The 16,673-nt window shown below is 72.8% G+C and carries 18 protein-coding genes; 9 read left to right on the top strand and 9 right to left on the bottom strand.

From position 1 onward, the window contains the following. Positions 1–4: 4 nt before the first annotated feature. The 5 genes from VFV67_RS22885 to VFV67_RS22865 form a co-directional block, all read right to left on the bottom strand. Entirely contained in the window at positions 5–403 is a 399-nt protein-coding gene (locus VFV67_RS22885; protein WP_326472665.1) for a hypothetical protein, read from the bottom strand. Next, positions 400–1,737 (bottom strand): alpha/beta hydrolase, encoded by a 1,338-nt coding sequence (locus VFV67_RS22880; RefSeq protein WP_326472664.1) that lies wholly within the window; start codon positions 1,735–1,737, stop codon positions 400–402. The genes VFV67_RS22885 and VFV67_RS22880 overlap by 4 nt, the downstream gene beginning before the upstream one ends. Continuing rightward, on the bottom strand, positions 1,730–2,527 hold the full coding sequence (locus tag VFV67_RS22875; protein WP_326472663.1) for a hypothetical protein: 798 nt from the start codon (positions 2,525–2,527) through the stop codon (positions 1,730–1,732). Before VFV67_RS22875 ends, VFV67_RS22880 begins: the two co-directional genes overlap by 8 nt. Continuing rightward, a complete protein-coding gene (locus tag VFV67_RS22870; RefSeq protein ID WP_326472662.1) occupies positions 2,524–3,048 on the bottom strand; it encodes a hypothetical protein in 525 nt (174 codons plus the stop codon). Before VFV67_RS22870 ends, VFV67_RS22875 begins: the two co-directional genes overlap by 4 nt. Positions 3,049–3,121: 73 nt before the next feature. Next, positions 3,122–4,069, bottom strand: coding sequence for a LysR family transcriptional regulator (locus tag VFV67_RS22865; protein WP_326472661.1), 948 nt, complete (start codon positions 4,067–4,069; stop codon positions 3,122–3,124). A 159-nt stretch (positions 4,070–4,228) separates the two neighbouring features. Here VFV67_RS22865 and VFV67_RS22860 point away from each other — a divergent pair, with 159 nt between their 5' ends. Genes VFV67_RS22860 through VFV67_RS22830 form a run of 7 tightly spaced genes read left to right on the top strand, consistent with a single transcriptional unit; the run spans position 4,229 to position 11,223 of the window. Then, a complete protein-coding gene (locus VFV67_RS22860) occupies positions 4,229–5,101 on the top strand; it encodes a xanthine dehydrogenase family protein subunit M (protein ID WP_326472660.1) in 873 nt (290 codons plus the stop codon). Between the two features lies 1 nt (position 5,102). Then, complete coding sequence (locus tag VFV67_RS22855) at positions 5,103–5,609, top strand: (2Fe-2S)-binding protein (protein ID WP_326472659.1); 507 nt, start codon at positions 5,103–5,105, stop codon at positions 5,607–5,609. Positions 5,610–5,626: 17 nt separating this feature from the next. Next, positions 5,627–7,975: an aerobic carbon-monoxide dehydrogenase large subunit gene (locus tag VFV67_RS22850; protein ID WP_326472735.1), complete on the top strand. Its 2,349-nt coding sequence runs from the start codon at positions 5,627–5,629 to the stop codon at positions 7,973–7,975. After that, positions 7,975–8,748 carry an XdhC family protein gene (locus tag VFV67_RS22845; protein ID WP_326472658.1) on the top strand — a complete coding sequence of 258 codons (774 nt, stop codon included), beginning with the start codon at positions 7,975–7,977 and terminating at the stop codon, positions 8,746–8,748. Before VFV67_RS22850 ends, VFV67_RS22845 begins: the two co-directional genes overlap by 1 nt. Next, entirely contained in the window at positions 8,741–9,628 is an 888-nt protein-coding gene (locus VFV67_RS22840; RefSeq protein ID WP_326472657.1) for a MoxR family ATPase, read from the top strand. Before VFV67_RS22845 ends, VFV67_RS22840 begins: the two co-directional genes overlap by 8 nt. Then, complete coding sequence (locus VFV67_RS22835) at positions 9,621–10,733, top strand: vWA domain-containing protein (RefSeq protein WP_326472656.1); 1,113 nt, start codon at positions 9,621–9,623, stop codon at positions 10,731–10,733. The genes VFV67_RS22840 and VFV67_RS22835 overlap by 8 nt, the downstream gene beginning before the upstream one ends. A 49-nt stretch (positions 10,734–10,782) precedes the next feature. Next, complete coding sequence (locus tag VFV67_RS22830; RefSeq protein ID WP_326472655.1) at positions 10,783–11,223, top strand: hypothetical protein; 441 nt, start codon at positions 10,783–10,785, stop codon at positions 11,221–11,223. Here VFV67_RS22830 and VFV67_RS22825 read toward each other — a convergent pair. Both VFV67_RS22825 and VFV67_RS22820 read right to left on the bottom strand, forming a co-directional pair. Beyond that, complete coding sequence (locus VFV67_RS22825) at positions 11,210–11,806, bottom strand: TetR/AcrR family transcriptional regulator (RefSeq protein ID WP_326472654.1); 597 nt, start codon at positions 11,804–11,806, stop codon at positions 11,210–11,212. The two genes, VFV67_RS22830 and VFV67_RS22825, sit on opposite strands and share 14 nt — an antisense overlap. Then, positions 11,796–12,623 (bottom strand): SDR family NAD(P)-dependent oxidoreductase, encoded by an 828-nt coding sequence (locus tag VFV67_RS22820; protein WP_326472653.1) that lies wholly within the window; start codon positions 12,621–12,623, stop codon positions 11,796–11,798. The genes VFV67_RS22825 and VFV67_RS22820 overlap by 11 nt, the downstream gene beginning before the upstream one ends. Before the next feature lie 74 nt (positions 12,624–12,697). On the opposite strand from VFV67_RS22820, the gene VFV67_RS22815 reads away from it, so the two are divergent. Both VFV67_RS22815 and VFV67_RS22810 read left to right on the top strand, forming a co-directional pair. Further along, positions 12,698–14,413, top strand: coding sequence for an SDR family oxidoreductase (locus tag VFV67_RS22815; protein ID WP_326472652.1), 1,716 nt, complete (start codon positions 12,698–12,700; stop codon positions 14,411–14,413). Positions 14,414–14,484: 71 nt separating this feature from the next. Beyond that, the gene (locus VFV67_RS22810; RefSeq protein ID WP_326472651.1) at positions 14,485–15,402 is read left to right on the top strand and encodes a cation diffusion facilitator family transporter; all 918 of its coding nucleotides are present in this window, start codon (positions 14,485–14,487) and stop codon (positions 15,400–15,402) included. Between the two features lie 210 nt (positions 15,403–15,612). Here the strand turns inward: VFV67_RS22810 and VFV67_RS22805 are convergent, their stop codons facing one another. Both VFV67_RS22805 and VFV67_RS22800 read right to left on the bottom strand, forming a co-directional pair. Beyond that, positions 15,613–16,047 carry an ester cyclase gene (locus VFV67_RS22805; RefSeq protein ID WP_326472650.1) on the bottom strand — a complete coding sequence of 145 codons (435 nt, stop codon included), beginning with the start codon at positions 16,045–16,047 and terminating at the stop codon, positions 15,613–15,615. 23 nt (positions 16,048–16,070) lie between these two features. Then, positions 16,071–16,544, bottom strand: coding sequence for a carboxymuconolactone decarboxylase family protein (locus tag VFV67_RS22800; RefSeq protein ID WP_326472649.1), 474 nt, complete (start codon positions 16,542–16,544; stop codon positions 16,071–16,073). Positions 16,545–16,673 lie beyond the last annotated feature (129 nt).

The following is a 16,673-nucleotide window of genomic DNA, read 5'->3' as shown; positions in this document are numbered from 1 at the left end:
GAGTTCACCGGCCTGGCCGGGGGCCGTAGCTGCGTTCCATCTCGGGGCGGTCGAAGGAGGCGGCGTCCTCGATGTTCCTGGTGCTGAGGGTGGCGCCGGAGGCGTCCTGGACGGTGACGGTGAGGTGGTAGACCCGGGCCGGGGACTGCCAGAAGGTCTTGGCGGCGGTGTCGACGACCTGGTCGGACCGCGCCGGGTCGGTGACGGTGGCGGTGATGTGCAGGTGCTGGCCGCGGTCGAGGCCGTGCTCGTAGCGGTACGAGGCGTCGGAGACCGCGGCGTCCGCCTTGACGGCGTCGACGATGTGCTTGCCGAGCTCGTCGACCTCGGCGTCGAAGCTGACCCCCTGTTCGCCGCATGCGGTGAGCAGCAGCAGGAACAGGGCGCAGTACAGCGATCTCACCGGCGTTCGACCGTGTACTGGTGGGTTTCCACGCTGACGCCGCCGATGAACACGCCGGCGCTGTCCCGGAAGCGTTGCACCGACGGGTCGGTGCTGGTGTCGAGCTGGCGGGCGGCTTCGGTGTAGTTGCCGCCGATGGCGTGGTTGCCGCCGACCGTGCCGGTCTGGTTGTCGAAGATCACCGTGGTGCGGTTGTCCGAGCCCGGGTTCTCGGCGGCGTCGAGGTGCGGGACGATGTCGCCGCTGTTCTCCAGGGACAGCATCTGGATGCCGTCCGGGACCGGGATGCGGCCGACCGGGGAGCCGGCGGTGACCACGTGGGTCACGTTGTACTGGCCGGAGGCGGCGAAATCCCCGGCGGCGCGGGCGGCGACGATCCCGCCCTGGCTGTGCCCGACCAGCATGACCGGATCGTTCGGGCCGACGCCCGCCCGTCGCATGGCCTCCTCGATGCCCTTCTGCAGCACGGTTTCGTTGCCGGCCATGGCGTCGATGTTGGTGCCGAAGTCGTTGGCGCTGCCGCCGTCCTGGCCGGGCAGATTCCACACCCGGGTACCGGGGATGTCCACGATGTACGCGACCCGGCCATCCGGGCCGACCACCCGGCGCACGTCGATATTGGGATCGGTGCCGTTGCGGTGGTCCAGACCCTCCATGATGTCGCCGAGGTTCCGCGGTGGGGTCCCCGCGGCACCGTCCACGCCGCCGTCGGTGACCCGGGGCTCGCCGTCCGGGTAGGCCGCGGCGGTGAGATCCATCAGGGTGGCCAGGTCGGTGGGCAGGCCGAGCGAGCTGAGCATGCCGGGGGACATGCCGATCAGCTGATCCACCATGCCGGGGTGCTCGACCAGGTACCGCTGCCAGTCGCCGTCGTAGTTGAGGTAGACGTCGGCGGCCAGCGCGCCGCCGCCGATCAGCGCCGTGGGCGCCGCGGTGGCCGGGCTGGAGGTGACGACCGCGCCCTCCATCCACCGGATCGCGTCCAGCGCCCTGGCGCTGAGCTGGTCGACCTCCTGGTAAGCCGCGGAGGTGGCGCGCAGCGCGATCCCGCGCAGGCCGATCGCGGCCGAGGTGGCGGTGAGCCCGGTCGGCCCGTCCAGCGCGCCGAGCATGGCCGCTTCGAACCGGGCCACGCCGGCCGGGTTGAGCACCGCGGAGGCCACCACGTTCGGGTCGACCAGGTACCGGTGGCTGGACATGGCGATGCCGAGGGTGTCGGCGGCCACGTCGTCGGTCAGGTCGCCCATGGCGGCCAGGTCCTCGAACCTGGCCTCGGTGCCGCCGGCGCCACCGCCGACCCGGATGTCGGTGACGCCCGGTCCGGGGCTACCCATTCGACACCGCCTCCGCGACGTAGGGGGCCACCCAGACGCCGAGATCGGCGCGGGCGACCGGCTCGAGCAGCACCCGGCGCTGCGCGTCCGGCCGCAGGCCCAGCCAGCCGTCGCCGGCGTGCAGCCAGGCCACCCGGGCACTGCGCACGTCCTGCGCCACCCGCGCGGTGACCTGGCAGACCAGCCCGCCGTTGGTCCGGTTGGCCACGTCGGCGGCCAGCTCCGCCTCGGCCGCCGGCAGCCGCAGCTGGGCGAGCACCTCGGCCGGCGCGTCCGGGTCGGCGCCGCGCAGCAGCTCGGCCACCCCCAGCTCGTGCAGCGCGGCCACCGGTACCCGGCCGTGCGGCGGGTCGGTCCCGGCGCCCTCGCCGAGCGCGGTGCCGATCTCCGGCTCCGCCTCCGGCGGCACCGCCCGGACCAGCTCGCCGCCCAGGTCGCTCGCGGCGAACAGGGACAGCTCCACGGCGCCGTCGCCGAGCTGGAACAGGGACGCGCCGAGCGCTCCGGCGATCGCGTGCAGGCTGTGCAGCCCGGCCGCGCCGATGCTGGCGGTGGTGTCCAGCATGACCTGCGGGCCGGCCAGGATCCGCAGGTTCATCGCCACCGACGGGTGCACCTCGCCGTCGACGAGCACGCCCTTCTCGGCCAGCCCGGCCGGTGCGGATGAGCCGGCCGGCTCCACCGGCTCCCAGCCGGGCGGCATGGCCAGCCCGAGCCGCTCGACCAGCCAGGCGTACTCGGCGGCGGTCAGCCGCAACCGGTGCGGCGCGGTCGAGCCGGGTGCCGTCACCGCAGCACCCCCTGGCCCTGCATGAACCGGCCGACGTCGAGCCAGGCCCGGTCGCCGCTGGCCGGCAGGTTGCCCGGCTGGTGCGGCCAGTTCTGCCACGGCGGGGTGGGCGGCTGCGGCGCCTCGCCGCCGCCGAAGCCGAGGAAGTTGCCGACCGAGTCCAGCACATCGGACACCGCGTTGCGGAAGTTCTCCACGGCCCGGTTGAACCGGTCGATGGCGCTGTTGAACCAGCCGACCACGGCCTCCTCGATCCGCTTGATCAACGCGAGCAGCTCGCGGACCTCCTGGGCGTGCCCGCGCAGCACCGCGGCCGCCTCGTCCATCCGGCCGGCCACCGTGTCCAGGTTCTTCCGGTCCCCGCCGACGGTCTCCCGGCACCGGTCCGCGGCGACCGAGCGCCACTGCATGGCGTCGGCGCGGGTGACCATCTCACCGCCGCGGGTACGCACGTCGGCGGCCCGCTGCTCGATCTGACCGGCGATCCGGTCCAGCTCGTCGGGATCCCCGTACAGCGACATCGAACCCCCAAGGGATGGGCGGAGGGCGCCAGGTTATCGAAGGAGGGACGCGGCGCGCGGCGATTCCGTTCCCTCAGCTCCACAGGGTGACGTACACCGGCGGCCGGAACGCCGATGGCGGCACGCCGGCGCCGGGGTTGCGCATCACCCGCAGCGCCGGAGCGGTGTCGAGGAAGTGCAGGAACGCGTCGGTGGCCGGGGACCGGCGTTCCGCCGGCAGGGCGGTGGCGTACCAGGTGGTCTCCACCGGCGTGGCCGGCGTGTCCACGACGACCAGCTCGCCCCGCCGGAGCTGCTCGGCGACCAGGTGCTCGAGGGCCGGGGCGAGCCCGGCGCCCTGCGCTGCGGCGGCCCAGGCCGCGGTCTGGTTGGGGAAGACCCGCACCCGGGACTCGGCCACGTGTAACCGATGCAGCAGTTCCCCGCAGTCGCTGTGCGGGTCGGCGGCGTACTGGTCCACCAGCCACGGCCAGAGCTCGGGCGGACCCGGCGGGTGGGCGCCGGGGGAGGTCACCAGCACCAGCCGGGTGCGGAACACGGCGACGCTCTGCAGCTCGTTGCGGTGCACCGCGGCCAGGTTGGGTCCGATGGCCACGTCGGCGAACCGGTTCTCCACCAGGGCGGCCATCTCCTCGCTGGCCGCCACCCCGGCCGAGGTGTCCACCCGGCGCCCGCACACCCGGCGGAACGTGTCGATCAGCGGCGGCGCCACGAACTCGGCGACCGTGCTGCTGCCCACCAGGCGCAGCTGCTCGGCGGCGCCCTGCCCGGCGCGCACCGCGGCCTCGGCGTCCCGGCCGAGGTGGACCATCTGGCTGGCCACCGGGAGCAGCCGCTTGCCGGCCGTGGTCAGCCGCATGCTGGTGCCCACCCGTTCGATCAACGGGTCCTCCAGGTGGTGCCGCAGCGCGGACAGCGCCTGGGACACGGCCGGCTCGCTCACGGCGAGGGCCCGGGCCGCCGCCTTGACCGAGCCCAGCTTGGCGACCATGACGAACGTGGCCAGCTGGGTGAGCGTCATCCCGAGATTGTGAACCCTTCCGCTATCGCGGATAAGTAATGACTTAACGACCTGTTGCCCAGGTCCCCGACCGGGCGCACGATTCCCGCACGGCACGGTGCGGTGACCTCTGGCCGCCCGGTGCGCGGCGCGCTGCCCGGGCCGGGCAGGAGCGCGCCCATGCAGGTTCCAGCACCGTTCCAGTACGAGAAGGCGACCAGCGTCGAGCACGCGTTGACGCTGCTTGCCCAGTACGGTCCCGAATCGCGGGTGGTGGCCGGTGGCCACAGCCTGCTGCCCATGATGAAGCTGCGGTTGGCCCAACCCGAGGCGCTGATCGACATCAACGACCTCGTGGAGCTGGCCGGGATCAGCGTCGACGGCGACGCGCTGCGGATCGGGGCGATGGTCCGGCACACCGAGTTGCTGCACTCGGCGGTGGCCGGCGAGCACTTCCCGATCCTGCGCGACGCGGAGCGGGTGATCGCCGATCCGGTGGTCCGCAACCGGGGCACGGTCGGCGGATCGCTGTGCCAGGCCGACCCGTCCGAGGACCTGTCCGCGGCGTTCGCGGCGCTGCGGGCCGACCTGGTGGCGGTCGGGCCGGGCGGCCGGCGCACGATCCCGGCGCGGGAGTTCTTCGTCGGGCCGTACCAGACCGCGCTCGACGACGGCGAACTGTTGGTGGAGCTGCGGGTGCCGATCCGGTCGCACGCCAGCGCCTACGAGAAGGTCGAGCGCCGGGTCGGGGACTGGGCGGTGGCCGCGGCCGGGGCGGTGCTGAACCTGGTCGGCGACACGGTCACCGAGGTGGGCATCGGCCTGACCGCGGTGGGCGCGACCGGGTTCGTCGCCGCCGAGGCCGAGGACTTCCTGCGCGGCGGGCAGGCCAGCGACGAGCGGTTCGCCGAGGCCGGCCGGATCGCCGCCGAGCACTGCAATCCCGCGGCCGACCAGCGCGGACCCGTTGACTACAAACGCCATCTGGCCGGAGAGCTGACCACAAGGGCACTGCGCCGGGCCGCGGCACGGGCGCGCGGAGAGGAGGCCTGACATGCAGATCACGGTGACGGTCAACGGGCAGGAGTACACCGAGGACGTCGAGCCCCGGCTGCTGCTCGTGCACTTCCTGCGCGACACGCTGCGGCTGACCGGCACGCACTGGGGCTGCGACACCTCCAACTGCGGAGTGTGCGTCGTGCACCTGGACGGAGTGCCGGTGAAGTCGTGCACGGTGCTCGCGGTGATGGCCGACGGGCACGAGGTGACCACGGTCGAGGGCCTGGCCAGCGGCGCCGAGTTGGACCCCGTGCAGCAGGGTTTCGTTGCCTGCCACGGGTTGCAGTGCGGGTTCTGCACGCCGGGGATGATGCTGACCGCCCGCTGGCTGCTCGACCGGCTGCCCGACCCGTCCGAGGCGGAGATCCGCGAGGCGATCTCCGGGCAACTGTGCCGGTGCACCGGTTACGAGAACATCGTGCGCTCGATCCGTTGGGCCGCCGAGCATTCCGGCGGTGCCGAGGCGGCGCCGGCGTCGGCCGAAGAGGAGGTGCGGGCGTGACCACCACGGAGACCCCGATGGGGTTCGGCCGGATGCATCGCAAGGAGGACGCCCGGTTCATCCGGGGCCGGGGCAACTACGTGGACGACGTGACGCTGCCCGGAATGCTGCACGCCGCGATCCTGCGCAGCCCGTTCGCGCACGCCCGGATCGTCTCGATCGACACCTCGGCCGCCGAGGCGCATCCGAAGGTCCGCGCGGTGATCACCGGGGAGACCCTGGCCGGGCTCGGGCTGGCCTGGATGCCCACGATCTCCTACGACACCCAGGCGGTGCTGGCCACCGACAAGGTGCGCTTCCAGGGTCAGGAGGTCGCCTTCGTGGTGGCCGAGGACCGGTACGCGGCCCGGGACGCGCTGGCCCTGATCGACGTGGAGTACGAGCCGCTGCCCGCGGTGGTGGACGCGCGCCGGGCGCTCGACCCGGACGCCCCGATCATCCGGGACGACAAGGAGAACTGCACCGACAACCACATCTTCGACTGGGAGGCGGGCGATCCGGCGCGCACCGACGACGCCTTCGCCCGGGCGGACGTGATCGTCGAGCAGGACGTGCTCTACCCGAGGGTGCACCCGGCCCCGCTGGAGACCTGCGGCACGGTGGCGGACATGGACGCGGTGACCGGCAAGCTCACCGTCTGGTCGACCACCCAGGCGCCGCACGCACACCGCACGCTGTACGCGATGGTGGCCGGGATTCCGGAGCACAAGATCAGGATCATCTCGCCGGACATCGGCGGCGGGTTCGGCAACAAGGTCGGGATCTACCCGGGCTACGTGTGCGCGGTGGTCGGTTCGATCGTCACCGGCAAGCCGGTGAAGTGGATGGAGGACCGGTCGGAGAACCTGATGACCACGTCCTTCGCCCGGGACTACCACATGCACGGCGAGATCGCGTCCACTTCGGACGGAAAGATCCTCGGCCTACGGGTCAAGGTGATCGCCGATCACGGGGCGTTCAACGGCACCGCGCAGCCGACCGGCTTCCCGGCGGGGTTCTTCCACGTGTTCACCGGTTCCTACGACCTGCAGGCGGCCTACTGCGAGGTGACCGGCGTCTACACCAACAAGGCACCCGGCGGGGTGGCCTACGCCTGCTCGTTCCGGGTGACCGAGGCGGCCTACCTGGTCGAGCGGATGGTGGACCTGCTCGCGTACCGGCTGGAGCTGGACCCGGCGGAGCTGCGGATCCGCAACCTGTTGCAGCCGGAGCAGTTCCCGTACACCTGCCCGACCGGCTGGGAGTACGACTCGGGCGACTACCCGAAGGCAATGCGGCTCGCCATGGACATGGCCGGCTACGAGGCGTTGCGCGCCGAGCAGGCCGCGAAGCGGCAGCGCGGCGAGTACATGGGCATCGGGGTCAGCTTCTTCACCGAGGCGGTCGGTGCCGGCCCGCGCAGGCAGATGGACATCCTCGGGCTGGGTATGGCCGACGGCGCGGAGCTGCGGGTGCACCCGACCGGCAAGGCGGTGCTGCGGATCTCGGTACAGAGCCAGGGGCAGGGCCACGAGACGACGTTCGCCCAGATCGTGGCCGAGGAGCTGGGCATCAGTCCGGACGACATCGAGGTGGTGCACGGCGACACCGACCAGACCCCGTTCGGGTTGGGCACCTACGGATCCCGCTCCACGCCGGTGTCCGGCGCGGCGGCCGCGGTGGTGGCCCGCAAGGTTCGGGACCGGGCCAAGATCGTGGCCGCGGCGATGCTCGAGGCCAGCCCGGACGACCTGGAGTGGGAGAAGGGGCGCTGGTTCGTCAAGGGCGATCCGACGGCCGGCAAGACGATGGCCGAGATCGCCCTTGCCGCGCATTCCAACCTGGAACTGCCGGAGGGCGTCGAGGGCCATCTGGACGCCACCTGCGTGTACAACCCGCCAAACCTCACCTTCCCGTTCGGCGCCTACATCTGCGTGGTGGACGTGGACACCGGCACCGGTCAGGTGAAGGTGCGCCGGTTCATCGCGGTGGACGACTGCGGCGTGCGGATCAACCCGACGATCGTCGAGGGCCAGGTGCACGGCGGCCTCGCCGACGGGGTCGGGATGGCCCTGATGGAGCTGATCGCGTTCGACGAGGACGGCAACTGCCTCGGCGGGTCGTTCATGGACTACCTGCTGCCCACCTCGATGGAGTGCCCGTCCTGGGAGCTGGGCGAGACGGTCACCCCGTCGCCGCACCATCCGATCGGCGCCAAGGGGGTCGGTGAGTCGGCGACGGTCGGCTCCCCGGCCGCGGTGGTCAACGCGGTGATCGACGCGCTGCGGCCGTTCGGCGTGACGCACGCGGACATGCCGCTCACCCCGGCAGCGGTGTGGTCGGCGGTGCAGGGTCGTCCACTTCGGACAGATTTGGCGATCAGCTGATGGGCGGCGAGGATCTGCTGGTGCGCGCGGACGGGCTCCGGTCCGGCCGGACCCCGTTCGTGCTTGCCACGGTCGTCCGGGCGGAGCGCCCGACCAGCGCTCGGCCCGGTGACCGGGCGCTGGTGCTGCCGGACGGCACCATCGAGGGCTTCGTCGGCGGCACCTGCGCCGAGTCCACCGTGCGCACGCAAGGGTTGCGGCTGCTGGAGACCGGCGAGTCGACGCTGCTGCGGATCACCGCGGACGAGGTCGCCGAGTCGGTCAGCGAGGGCCTGGTGACCGTGCACAACCACTGCCTGTCCGGCGGTTCGCTGGACATCTTCCTGGAGGCGATGTTGCCGCCGCTGCTGGTGCAGGTGTACGGCGACACACCGGTGGCGCACGCACTGATCGACATCGGCCGGGTGCTCGGACACGACGCGCGGCCGGTGGTCGGGCCGGACGCGCCGCTGCCGCTGGACGTCGGGGCGGTGGTGGTGGCCTCGCACGGCCGCGACGAGGAGCCGGTGCTGCGTGCCGCGCTGGACGCCGGGGTGCCCTACATCGGGCTGGTGGCGAGCCGGCGGCGCGGCGGCGCGGTGCTGGCCGGGCTCGGCCTCACCGACGAGGAGCACGACCGGGTGCGCACCCCGGCCGGTCTGGACATCGGTGCCCGGACCGCGCCGGAGATCGCCCTGTCGATCTACGCCGAGCTGGTCGCGCTCCGGCCGAGGGAGGAGGCCGCCGAGCCGTCCCCCGAGCCGGTGCATGCGAGCTGCCACGCGGATGAGTGACCTGGCCGAGTTGCTACCCGACGCGGGCGCGCTGCGCGCCGGTCTGGCGTCGGCCGGCTACCTGGCCGGCGACGCCCTGGCCACCGCGCTGCTGCTGGCCGTCCGGATGGGCCAGCCGATCCTGCTCGAGGGCGAGCCGGGGGTCGGCAAGACCGAGGCGGCACGTGCGCTCGCGTCCACTGTGGACACACCGCTGATCAGGTTGCAGTGCTACGAAGGGCTGTCCTCGGCCGAGGCGCTCTACGAATGGAACTACCCGAGGCAGCTGCTTGCCATCCGGCTGGCCGAGTCGCGCGGGGAGACGCTGCGCGACGCCGACCTGTTCGGCCCGGACTACCTGCTGCCCCGCCCGCTGCTGGCCGCGATCTCGCACCCGGGACCGCGACCGGCGGTGCTGCTGATCGACGAGGTGGACCGGGCCGACGACGAGTTCGAGGCGTTCCTGCTCGAGCTGCTTGCCGACGCCGCGGTGACCATCCCGGAACTGGGCACCCGGCGGGCCGTGGTCCCGCCGGTGGTGCTGCTCACCTCCAACCGCACCAGGGATCTGCACGACGCACTCAAGCGGCGCTGCCTCTACCACTGGATCGCCTATCCGGAGACCGACCGGGTGGCGGCGATCATCCGGGCCCGGGTGCCGGACGCCGCCGGCTGGCTGGCCGACCGGGTGGCGGTGGCGGTGCACCGGCTGCGCGGCCAGCCGCTGACCAAGCCGCCGGGGGTGGCCGAGGCGATCAACTGGGCCACCGCGCTGCACGTGCTCGGTCTGTCCACACTGGACGAAGCGGCGATTGGCAGCACCCTCGGCGCGGTGCTCAAGTACCCGGAGGACATCGAGACCGTGCACCGGGCCGGCCTGGCGGCGCTGCCCGATGCCTGACCTGGCGGACCTGGTCGCGGCGTTCGGGGACCGGCTGCGCGCGGCCGGGCTGCCGGCCGGCCCGGACCGCTGCGAGCGGTTCGCCCGCGCGGTCACCGTGCTCGACCCGGCCGCCACCCGGGACCTCTACCACTGTGCCCTTGCCACGCTGGTCAGCGATCCGGAGCAGCTGCCGGCGTTTCGGGCCGAGTTCGCCGCCGTGTTCGGCGGGCTGGTGGATCCGGCCGCCCAGCGCGGCCAGACCCCGGGCGTCGGGCCGGAGGCGTCCGGTCGCGGTGGCGGCCGGCCGGACGCCCGCGGCACCGCGCCCGATGCCGGCGGGACCCCCCGCGAGGTGCGCACCAACGTGCTGGCCAGCGCGGGCGAGCGGCTGTCCGGCCGGGACTTCGCCGAGCTGACCCCGCACGAGCTGGCCCAGCTCGCCGAGCTGATGCGCCGGTTCACGCTGAGCACTCCGCCGCGCCGGTCCCGCCGGGAACGCGTTGCGCCGCACGGCTCCCGGGTGGATCTGCGCGGCACGCTGTCCCGGGCCCGGCGCACCGGCGGGCACCCGCTGCTGCTCGTCCGCCGGGCGCGCCGCGCCAAGCCGCGCAAGCTGGTGGTGCTGTGCGACATCTCCGGCTCGATGGAGCCCTACGCCCGGGCGATCGTGCGGCTGCTGTACTCCGCGTCGGGCGGCGCGCGGGCGGAGGTGTTCACCTTCGCCACCCGGCTGACCCGGCTGACCAGGGAGCTTTCCCGGGTGCGCCCGTCGGTTGCCCTGGAACGGGCCGGCCGGATCGCCCCGGACTGGTCCGGCGGCACCCGGATCGCCGACTCGCTCGCCGAGTTCAACCGCCGGTACGGCCGGCGCGGCATGGCACGGGGCGCGGTGGTGCTGATCGTCTCGGACGGCTGGGAGACCGGCGATCCGGCGGCGCTCGGCCGGGCCATGGCGGCGCTGGCCAAGGTGGCGCACAGGATCGTGTGGGCCAACCCGCGCACCGCCCGGGCCGATTACCGCCCGCTGGCCGGCGGCATGGCCGCCGCCTGGCCGCACTGCGACGCGGTGGTCAGCGCGCACAACCTGACCGCACTCGATGACCTGATCGCCGCGTTGCGGTAACCGGCGGGGTTATCCTCAGCCATCGGATGTCTCGGGTGAGGGGACCGTCATGGGCAGGCACCCGCACCGGCCGGCCGCGGATCATCCCGAGCAGGCCCGGGGCGACCTGCTGGCCCTGCTGGCCATCGCCGACCGGGGGATCGCGTTGCAGGACGAGGCGGTCGCGGCGTTGCGCGCCTGCGCGGTGCCCGGTGAGCCGGACGGCGCGGCGGCCCGGGCCGGTGGCCGGGTCGCCAACGAGTACCACCGGTTATGGGCGGCCTCGCTCGACTTCGCGCCGCACGCCGACCCGGAATCGTTGGAGCGCAGGCTGTCCCAGCTGCTGCTGCACCACTGCCAGGTGCTGCACCACGCGATCCGGTTCGCCTTTCCCAAGTACCGCAGCGCCCGGCTGGAGCGGCAGCGCCGGTCCGTGGTCGATCTCGGCCCGCCCGCCGAGGCGCTCTGCGCGGTCCGCGACGAGCTCGCGATGTGGCTCACGATGCGCTGACCGAGCGCCAGATGCGATCCGGCAGCAGCCGGGCGGCGGTGCGCGGGTCGAGGTCGGGCGCGCCGGCCAGCCAGCGCCGGGACAGCTCGGCGACCGGCCCGATGAGCAGCATCTCGATCAGCGGGCCGGGCAGGTCCACGATCCGGCCGGCGCGCACGTGCGGGGCGAGCCAGGCGAGCATCCGCTCGATCCGCGGCGCCTTGGCGGCCGCGATCGCCGCCGCGTGCGCCGGCAGGTAGCCCGCGTGCGCGGAGGCGTGGATGAACCGGGCCTGCGCCGGGTGCTCCTCGACGAACCGCAGGTAGGCAAGGACCACCGCGCGCACGCCGGTCCGCGCGGTCCGGCTGCGCTCCAGCGCGGCCACGATCGCGTCGAGCAGTTCGGCCATGCACCGCTGGTACAGCGCGGCGGCCAGCCCGTCGAAGCTGCCGAAGTGGTGGTAGAGGCTGCCGAGGCTGATCCCGCTCGCCGCGGTCACCGCCGGCACGGTGAACCCGGCCGGCCCGGTCCGCTCGTGCACCTCGAGCGCCGCGTCCAGCAGCCGGCGGGCGGTCTGCTCGCCCCGGGACTGCTTAGGCGACATCGCGCCGGGTCAGGCCGGTCAGCTCCAGCGCCTGGTCCCAGAGCCGTTGGGCCGGCTCGGGATCGCCGGGCGGCGGGGTCTCGGTGTCGACGTCGAAGTAGCGGCCGCTCACCCCGGCGAGCCCGGGGTCGGTGGCCAGCCGCAGCACCGGACGGGCCCCGGTTTCGGTGTCCTTCCAGAGCAGCTTCACGGCCTTGAGCAGCAGGCCGGTCGCGCCGCCGGGGTCGCCGAGCCCGGTGCGGATCACGCCGGGGTGCACCGCGTTGATCGTGATCCCGGTGTCCGCCCAGCGCCGCGCGAACAGCGGCACCATGAGCAGGTTGCACAGCTTGGTGTCGCAGTAGGTGCGGATCCGGTGGAAGTCCGCGCCGGTGGGGGTGCGCTCAGGATCGGCGACGCCCTTGACCGCCAGCCCGGCGCTGACCTGCACGACCCGGCCGCCGGTCGCGGTCAGGGCCGGTGCCAGCGCGTGGTTGAGCAGGAACGGCGCCAGGTGGTTGGTCACGAACGACTGCTCGAGGCCATCCGCGGTGCGCACCGGCCGGGTCGGCCAGATCCCGGCGTTGTGCACCAGCACGTCGATCCGCGGGCAGGCGGCGGCGATGCGATCGGCCGCCGTGCGCGCCGTGGCCACCGTGCCGAGGTCGCCGGGCACCAGTTCGACCGTGGCGCCGCTCCTGGCCAGGGCGGCGCGGGCGTCCTCGCCCCGGGCGGGGTCCCGGCACACCAGCACGATGCGCTGGTCCCGCGCGCCCAACTGGCGCGCCACCGCGTATCCGATTCCCCGGTTGGCCCCTGTGATCACTGCTGTTCTCATGCCCGGATCGTAAACAGTTTCTAGAACAAATATCTAGAAGGGCGCCCGACGACGGATCGGGCCAGGATAGGCACATGGCGGAGGAGCGCAGGTGGGTCGAGTCGGACGGGCTGCGGCTGGCGGTGCGGGTGTCGGGCGCCCCGGACGGGCCGACGGTCCTGCTGGTGCACGGCTATCCGGACAACAGCTCGGTCTGGGACGGGGTGGCCGAGGCCTTGGCCGGCCGGTTCCGGGTGGTGCGCTACGACGTGCGTGGCCACGGGGAGTCCGACGCCCCGGCGGATCGCGGCGGGTACCGGATCGAGCACCTGGCCGCCGACCTGGTCGCGGTGATCGGGGCCACCAGCCCGGCCGCCCCGGTGCACCTGGTCGCCCACGACTGGGGCTCGATCCAGGCCTGGGCGGTGGTCGGCGAGCCGGCGCACGCCGGGCTGTTCGCCTCGTTCACCTCGATCTCCGGGCCGGGTCTCGGTCACCTGGAGGGCTGGCTGCGCGCCGGCCTGCGCGATCCCCGCCGGGCCCGCGCGGTGCTGCGCCAGCTGCGGCACTCCTGGTACATGGCCGCGTTCCAGGTGCCGCTGCTGCCCGAGCTGTTCTGGCTGCTGCCGCCGGCCAGGGCCCGGTTCCACGCCGCCTACCGGGACGCTCGCAACGGGGTGCGGCTCTACCGGGCGAACATGCTGAGCCGGGCCGGCCGGCCGGCCCCGTCGGTCACCCGGGTGCCGGTGCAGCAGGTGGCCCTGACCCAGGACCGGTACTGCCTGCCCGACGTGCTGCGCTCGGCCGAGCCGTGGTGCGAGCGGCTGTGGCGGCGCGAGCTGGCCGCGGAGCACTGGGCGGTGCGCAACAGGCCCGGTGACGTGGCGCGGTTCGTCACGGACTTCGTGGACCACGTCGAGGGCCGGCCGGCCGCCCGGGAGCTGGCCAGGGCCCGGGTCGGCGCGGCGGGCGGGCAGATGGCCGGCCGGCTGGTGCTGATCACCGGTGCGGGCAGCGGGATCGGGCGGGCCACCGCGCTGACCTTCGCCTCCGCCGGGGCGGACGTGCTGTGCGTGGACATCGACCTCGAGCGCGCGGAGAACACCGCAGGGGAGGTGGCCGCGCGCGGCTCGGCGGGACTGGCCTACCGGCTCGACGTCGGCGACGAGGCGGCCACCCGGGCGCTGGCCGAGGCGGTGGTGGCCGAGCACGGGGTGCCGGACGTGGTCATGGCCAACGCCGGCATCGGGGTGAGCGGCCCGTTCCTGGCGACCTCCACGCAGGACTGGCGCCGGGTGCTCGAGGTCAACCTGTGGGGCGTGGTGAACACGCTGCGCTGCTTCGTGCCGGCCATGGTCGACCGGGGCGAGGGTGGGCACGTGGTGATCACCGCGTCGATGGCCGGGTACTTCGCCACGCCCAACCTGCCGGCGTACTCGACCACCAAGGCCGGCGTGCTGATGCTGGCCCAGTGCCTGGACGGCGAGCTGCGCCCGGCCGGGATCGGGGTGAGCGCGATCTGTCCGGGCGTGGTGCACACCGACATCACCAACACCGCCCGGTTCGCCGGCCGGTCGGCGGAGGAGGAGCGGGTGCTCCGGGAGCGGGCCACCGCGAGTTACCGGCTGCGCGGGTACGGCCCGGACCGGGTGGGCGCCGCGGTGCTGCGCGCGGTGCTGGACCGCAAGCTGGTGGTCCCGGTGACCCCGGAGGCCCGGCTGGCCGCGATGTCCAGCCGGATTTCGCCCAGGTTCACCCGGGCGGCGGGACGCTGGATAGACCGGCAGGCGACTCGGGTAACCCAGGGCTGACGGTCATTGCACTCATGCGCATATGACTATATGTTTGGCCGTCGGCTCGGCACCGCAGGGAAGGGCGTCGGATGGGACACGGGCATGGGCACGGGCACGGGCCGCCGGTCAGTGCCGGTGGCCGGTACGTGCGCCCGCTGACCGCCGCGTTCGTCATCGCAGCGGTGTTCATGGTCGTCGAGATCGCCGTCGGCCTGGCCACCTCGTCGCTGGCGCTGATCTCCGACGGCGCGCACATGCTAACCGACACGGTCGGTATCGGGCTGGCCCTGGCCGCGATCGTGTTCGCCAACCGGGGCGCCGACCGCCCCAACCGCACGTTCGGCCTGTACCGGGCCGAGGTGCTGGCCGCGCTGGCCAACGCGGTGCTGCTGTTCGGCGTGGCCGGCTACGTGATCATCGAGGCGGCGACCCGGCTGTCCGACCCGCCCGAGGTGCCCGGCCTGCCGGTGCTGATCGCCGCCACCCTCGGCCTCGGCGCCAACGTCTGCTCGTTCCTGTTGCTGCGCAAGGGATCCACCGAGAGCCTGAACATTCGCGGCGCCTACCTCGAGGTGATCGCGGATCTGATCGGTTCGATCGGCGTCCTGCTCAGCGGCGCGGTGACGCTGCTGTTCGGCTGGCGGTACGCGGACCCGCTGATCGGCGTCGCGATCGGCCTGTTCGTCCTGCCCCGCACCTGGACCCTGGCCCGCCGCTCCCTGCGGATCCTCTTCCAGCACGCCCCCGAGCGGGTTGACGTGGACGAGCTGAGCCGCACCCTGGCCGAGTTGGCCGGCGTCACCGAGGTCCACGACCTGCACGTCTGGACCCTCACCTCGGGCATGGAGGTCGCCTCCGCCCACCTGACCGTGTGCCCCGGCGCCGACCAGGACACCGTGCTGCGCTCCGCCCAAGACCTCCTCGCGACCCGCTACCGCATCGAGCACGCCACCCTCCAACTCGAGTCGGGCGACTCACCGTCCAGTTGCCACGAACTGTCCTGGTAGCACTACACCCCGCAACCCTTGGCCGCCAACGCAACCGACCACCCACCCCCATACGTCGAATCCGTGGATGATGGGAGCAGGCGGTGCCCACATCACCGTCACTGAAACAGGGGGTGCACTTTGATTCAGCCCGACCGGATCTGGAACTAGTAGTAACGCGAAGCGGGCAGGCAGCCCAGCTGCCTGCCCGCCTCCCCCCGCGCCGGCGCGTCAGACGGCGATCACCCCGATCTGTTTCAACTGGGACAGCACATCGGCCACTCCCCAGATCTCGGCGATCCGCCCGTCGACCAACCGGAAGACGAAGATCTCGTTGTACCTGACCGAGATCCCCGTCGCCGCATGGCCCAAGTACTCCCCGTTGTGCGTCCCGGTCACCACCGTCCGCCCGACGACCTTGTCCCCTTCGGCGATCAGGTCCTCGACATCGAGGTGCAGGTCCGGATACGCCCGCAGCAGCCCCGCCATCACCTGCTCCACCCCCCGCGCCCCCGACGCCGCAACGGGCGCCGGTATGTGGAGCACCGCGTCCCCCCGGACAACCTCGTTGATCGTCCTCGAGATCAGCCCCGCGTCCCCGGTGTTGACGGCGTCATGAAGCCGCCGGACAACCGCCTTGTTGACCAACCCCTGATCCGTCGACACCCGCGCCCCCTCCGTCCGTGGCCTCAGCCGAACATCCCCGGCTGGTAATCCCCCGCCGGCGTCCCCGCGATCACGTTCATCCGGTTGAACGCATTGATCAGCGCAATCCCCATGATCAGCGCGGCAACCTGGTCGTCGTCGTAGTACTTGCGCACTGCGGCCCAGGTGTCCTCCGTGACTCCCGAGTGCACATCCGCCAGCCGAGTTCCCTCTTCAGCAAGCGCCAACGCGGCCCGCTCAGCATCGGTGAAGACCGTGGCTTCCCGCCACGCCGCAACCAAGTTCAGCCGCACCGATGTTTCCCCCGCCGCAGCCGCCTCCTTGGTATGCATGTCAACACAAAACCCGCACCCATTGATCTGACTAACCCTGATCTCCACCAGATGCAGCGTCGCCCGCGCCAGCGTCGACCCATGCACCGCCTGCCCAACCCCCGCAATCCGCTTGGACACCTTGTTGGCAAACTCGTTCGCGAACAGATTGATCCGCGGTCCCATTACCCGTCCTCACATCTGGACCCATGCCGCGTCACCGCAGCATCCGTACACCACAACGACCCCGCGACCGCGCGAAGTGTGACAGGACGTCGCTGTGGCGGTCGTCACGACACAGGGCTGCCCTCACTG

The sequence above is a fragment of the Actinophytocola sp. genome (assembly GCF_035762905.1).
In the GTDB taxonomy this organism is placed as follows: Bacteria; Actinomycetota; Actinomycetes; order Mycobacteriales; family Pseudonocardiaceae; genus DASYTH01.
This window is presented reverse-complemented; position numbering and strand designations above follow the sequence as displayed.

Coding starts and splice junctions, on each gene's coding strand:
- VFV67_RS22880 (WP_326472664.1), bottom strand. CDS start 1,737: ATGGGTAGCCCCGGACCGGGCGTCACCGACATCCGGGTCGGCGGTGGC.
- VFV67_RS22870 (WP_326472662.1), bottom strand. CDS start 3,048: ATGTCGCTGTACGGGGATCCCGACGAGCTGGACCGGATCGCCGGTCAG.
- VFV67_RS22865 (WP_326472661.1), bottom strand. CDS start 4,069: ATGACGCTCACCCAGCTGGCCACGTTCGTCATGGTCGCCAAGCTGGGC.
- VFV67_RS22860 (WP_326472660.1), top strand. CDS start 4,229: ATGCAGGTTCCAGCACCGTTCCAGTACGAGAAGGCGACCAGCGTCGAG.
- VFV67_RS22855 (WP_326472659.1), top strand. CDS start 5,103: ATGCAGATCACGGTGACGGTCAACGGGCAGGAGTACACCGAGGACGTC.
- VFV67_RS22850 (WP_326472735.1), top strand. CDS start 5,627: ATGGGGTTCGGCCGGATGCATCGCAAGGAGGACGCCCGGTTCATCCGG.
- VFV67_RS22845 (WP_326472658.1), top strand. CDS start 7,975: ATGGGCGGCGAGGATCTGCTGGTGCGCGCGGACGGGCTCCGGTCCGGC.
- VFV67_RS22840 (WP_326472657.1), top strand. CDS start 8,741: ATGAGTGACCTGGCCGAGTTGCTACCCGACGCGGGCGCGCTGCGCGCC.
- VFV67_RS22835 (WP_326472656.1), top strand. CDS start 9,621: ATGCCTGACCTGGCGGACCTGGTCGCGGCGTTCGGGGACCGGCTGCGC.
- VFV67_RS22830 (WP_326472655.1), top strand. CDS start 10,783: ATGGGCAGGCACCCGCACCGGCCGGCCGCGGATCATCCCGAGCAGGCC.
- VFV67_RS22825 (WP_326472654.1), bottom strand. CDS start 11,806: ATGTCGCCTAAGCAGTCCCGGGGCGAGCAGACCGCCCGCCGGCTGCTG.
- VFV67_RS22820 (WP_326472653.1), bottom strand. CDS start 12,623: ATGAGAACAGCAGTGATCACAGGGGCCAACCGGGGAATCGGATACGCG.
- VFV67_RS22815 (WP_326472652.1), top strand. CDS start 12,698: ATGGCGGAGGAGCGCAGGTGGGTCGAGTCGGACGGGCTGCGGCTGGCG.
- VFV67_RS22810 (WP_326472651.1), top strand. CDS start 14,485: ATGGGACACGGGCATGGGCACGGGCACGGGCCGCCGGTCAGTGCCGGT.
- VFV67_RS22800 (WP_326472649.1), bottom strand. CDS start 16,544: ATGGGACCGCGGATCAATCTGTTCGCGAACGAGTTTGCCAACAAGGTG.